4 protein-coding genes are annotated in these 3347 nt (G+C 68.4%); all 4 read right to left on the reverse strand.

The genetic code is table 11. From position 1 onward, the window contains the following. Window positions 1-347: AAA family ATPase (locus QOI01_RS24490; RefSeq protein WP_526385576.1), on the reverse strand; the 347-nt coding region annotated here is incomplete at its 3' end. Then, entirely contained in the window at window positions 344-1486 is a 1143-nt protein-coding gene (locus tag QOI01_RS24495; protein ID WP_526385578.1) for a DUF4350 domain-containing protein, read from the reverse strand. The genes QOI01_RS24490 and QOI01_RS24495, both read right to left, overlap by 4 nt. Continuing rightward, window positions 1483-2136 (reverse strand): DUF4129 domain-containing protein, encoded by a 654-nt coding sequence (locus QOI01_RS24500; RefSeq protein WP_526385580.1) that lies wholly within the window; start codon window positions 2134-2136, stop codon window positions 1483-1485. The genes QOI01_RS24495 and QOI01_RS24500 overlap by 4 nt, the downstream gene beginning before the upstream one ends. Window position 2137: 1 nt before the next feature. Continuing rightward, entirely contained in the window at window positions 2138-3301 is a 1164-nt protein-coding gene (locus QOI01_RS24505; RefSeq protein ID WP_526385582.1) for a DUF7847 domain-containing protein, read from the reverse strand. Window positions 3302-3347: the final 46 nt, after the last annotated feature.

The following is a 3347-nucleotide window of genomic DNA, read 5'->3' on the forward strand; positions in this document are numbered from 1 at the left end:
TCGGCCAGTAGCAGATTGGTGAACACCGGGCCTGCGCGGAACTCGAACTCGGCGGTGCGGGCGTCGTAGACCAACGATCCCGTCACGTCGCCAGGCATCAGGTCTGGGGTGAACTGCACGCGCTTGAACTCGAGCTGCAGGGCCGCGGACAACGTGCGGACCAACAGGGTCTTGGCGACGCCGGGCACCCCCTCAAGGAGGACGTGACCGCGGCACAGCAGGGCGATCACCAGCCCGCTCACCACGGCATCCTGTCCGACGACGGCCTTGGCGATCTCGGAACGCAACGCCAGCAGGGCGTTTCGAGCGCCGTCCTGGTCGGATGCCGAAGACTTGGGTTGAGTCACGAGTTGGCGACCTGCCTTTCAATGTCGTCCAGTAGTCGGGCGAGGTTGACGAGTTCGGCGTCGTCCGTGGGCGGACGTCCGAACAGTGCGTACTCGACGGCGCTCGGCTCGTATTGGACGCGTCGGGCGATGGTCTCGACGACGGCCGCGGGATCGGACTGGGCACCCAGGCCGAGTCGGGGCAGCACCCGCGCCAGGGAGGCTGTCCGCAGCGCCGATGCGGCACGGTCGCGCGCCCGACGCGACCGGTACAGGCGACCGCGGCCCTCGACGGTCTCGGAGGCCCGGACGACAACCGGAAGATCCTCTGCGACGAGGGGACCGATTCTTCTGCCCCGCCACAGCGCCACGAGGGCGACCGCCAGGCAGAGCTGCAGGAACATCCAGCCGACGCGAGCGGGGATGAGATCCATGATCGACGTGGCGCCGTCCGATTCGCCCTCGATCCGCTTGGGCGTGTACCAGATCACCCTCTCCCGGGACCCGGCCAGGTTCATCGCGAGCGCGGCGTTGCCTTCCTTCAGCAGACCCGAGTTCGTCATGAAGTCCGCGCTGCCGACGACGGTGACGGTTCGCCCGTCGTCGGTATACCGGACGAGGGCGCCGTCGTAACAGCGGGTCACGGCCGCGTCGCCGACGGCCTCGTAGGTGTCGCTCAGGCTGAGTTGGATGCTGCCCGCCCTGGTGGCCTCCGGCATGTCGCAATTCGGCTCACCACCGAAACTGGTTGCAGGGGCGGTGCGTATCTCGCGCGCCAGCGCTTCCCGGATGCTCGACAGCGGCTCGACCAGCAGCACGTCGCCGTGCAGCCCGCGCAGGCGTTGCAGTCCCTCGTCGTCGATCAGGAACGACGTCGGAGCCACGACCAGCAGGGTATCCGGACGTGCCGAACGTTCTACCGTCGCAATGTCGTCGGCTTCGATCACCTCGCCGCCGTGGTCGGAGAGCAGTGTGACGAGCGCGTGCGCACCATCCGCCGAGGTGGCCTCGGGATCCATCCGGCCACCGGGGCGCGGCCCCGTGAGATAGGCGGCGAGCACCGAGAGTCCGACGATGACGACGAGTGCCAGCAGCACCCAGCGCACGGTCCGCCACCGCTGCACGACGCCCGCGCCTGCGGCCGAGGAGTCGTCGATCATCGCACCTCGGCCCACCGATCGGCGGGTACCGCCGCGTCCTGGCCCGCCGCCCCCGTGGTGGCGTGGGCGAGAAGACGCTCGTCGAGGTCGGCGACCGCGCGGTAATCGGGTTCGGTACCCGGCCGTTCACCGTAGGTGACGTCGTTGAATGACTCTGCGGCGCGGCGTAATTCATGGCTCAAGCTGGGGAACGTCTGCCCTGCGTCCCGAGCCAGCTCGGTCGCCGTGCGGCCGGGAACGGGATTGAGGATGGCGGTCTCCTCGAGATGGCGGGCGACCGCCCGTAGGCGATGCTTGATCGCCGACGCCCAGTCGCCGCGGCCCGCCAACTCCTCTGCGGTGGCGCGGTGCTGGGCCGAGCTCATGTCGTGCGAGCCGAACAGTGCGCTCTGGTGTCCTCGGTTGGTGCGCATGGTGCGGCGTGCCACCCGGAAGGCCACGACGACCGCGACCGCGACCAGGATGAGCAACACCGTGATGGTCAACCAGCCGCCGGGCACGGTGGCGCCGCCGGCCAGGATCTTGTAGATCAGGTCGTTGACCCACTGGGCGAGCTGCTCGGTGAGCGAACCGCGTGGGTAGATGGGCTTGTTCAGCTCGCGTTGGGCGGCGTCGTGCGCCGCGTCGCGGTCGATGTCGATGGTGGACACGTCAGCGTTGCGGGGTCAGCCAGAGGTCGTCGGTGGAGGCGACTGCTCCCGCCGCGCCGGTCTGCAGGACGAGGTCGAAGGCCTCGGCCCGGATGCGGCGGTCGGTGTAGAGCAGCACGACGACGCCCGCGCTGAACGGGGAGGTGATGATCTGGCCGATCGCCCCCCCGATGCTGATGAGGACGAAGGCGATGACCGTCGTTGCGGTGGTTTGACCGACCATCAGCATGACCTGGCCGACAAGGCTGAACGGGACCGATACCGCGCCAGAGACCACGCCCGCGACGACCACGGCGAGCAGGCGAATTCCGAACACCCGCCAGAAGTCGTTCCGCACCAGAGCGAAGGACCGGGTGATGGCGGCCGCCACGCCGATTCGTTCCAGCACGATCAGGGTGGGGGCGAAGCTCAGCATGGTGTACAGGTAGACCAACAGGACCACCAACGCCAGTCCGAAGAGCACGCCGACCACGAATGCCGCTGCGCCGCCCACGATCTGACTGACGGCCACGACCAGGCCGACTACTACCGCGATCATCAGGGCTGCGCCGACCACCTCGATCGCGGTAACGGACAGCAGTGCGAGGAGGCGACCGCGAACCCGTTGCCACGCTTCACCGATGCTCATCGTCGCACCGAATACTGCGCGTCCGACCACCACCGTGAGAAGGCCGCTGAGCACGATTCCGGCCAGTACCGCCGTGACGCTGCCCGCGGCGCTGGACAGGAGCAAGGCGATGGTCGCCGAGCTGGAGATCTCCTCTTGCCCCACATCACCCGTCGTCAGTGGAGCCAGCGCACCGGTGGCGGCCAGGGGGCCGACCTGAATCAGCAGCGCGAGGACCTGAGTCACCACGACCACGATGGTGGTCAGGCCCAACGTCGCCTTGGGATTCGTGCGGATGTAGGTGACCGAGGCGTTGAAGATGTCGGACATGCTCAGCGGTCGTAGTGGGATGACGCCGGGCTTGAGCGCGGGAGGAGCGCCCATCGGCGGATAGCCGTAGGGGCCCGCCGTCGGCGGATAGCCGTAGCCGGGTGGTCCGTAGCCGGGTGGCGGGTAACCGGGTGGGGTGAAGTAGGGGGGAGCTGGATAGCCAGGCGGACCGTACGGCGGCGAGCCCATCCCGCCCGGCCCGCCGACGTCGCTGCTCATGCCCACCATCCTGTCGATTCCCGCCATTATTCACAACGAGCTCCGGTGGTCGTCC

Source organism: Mycobacterium sp. (assembly GCF_032162605.1).
GTDB lineage: Bacteria > Actinomycetota > Actinomycetes > Mycobacteriales > Mycobacteriaceae > Mycobacterium.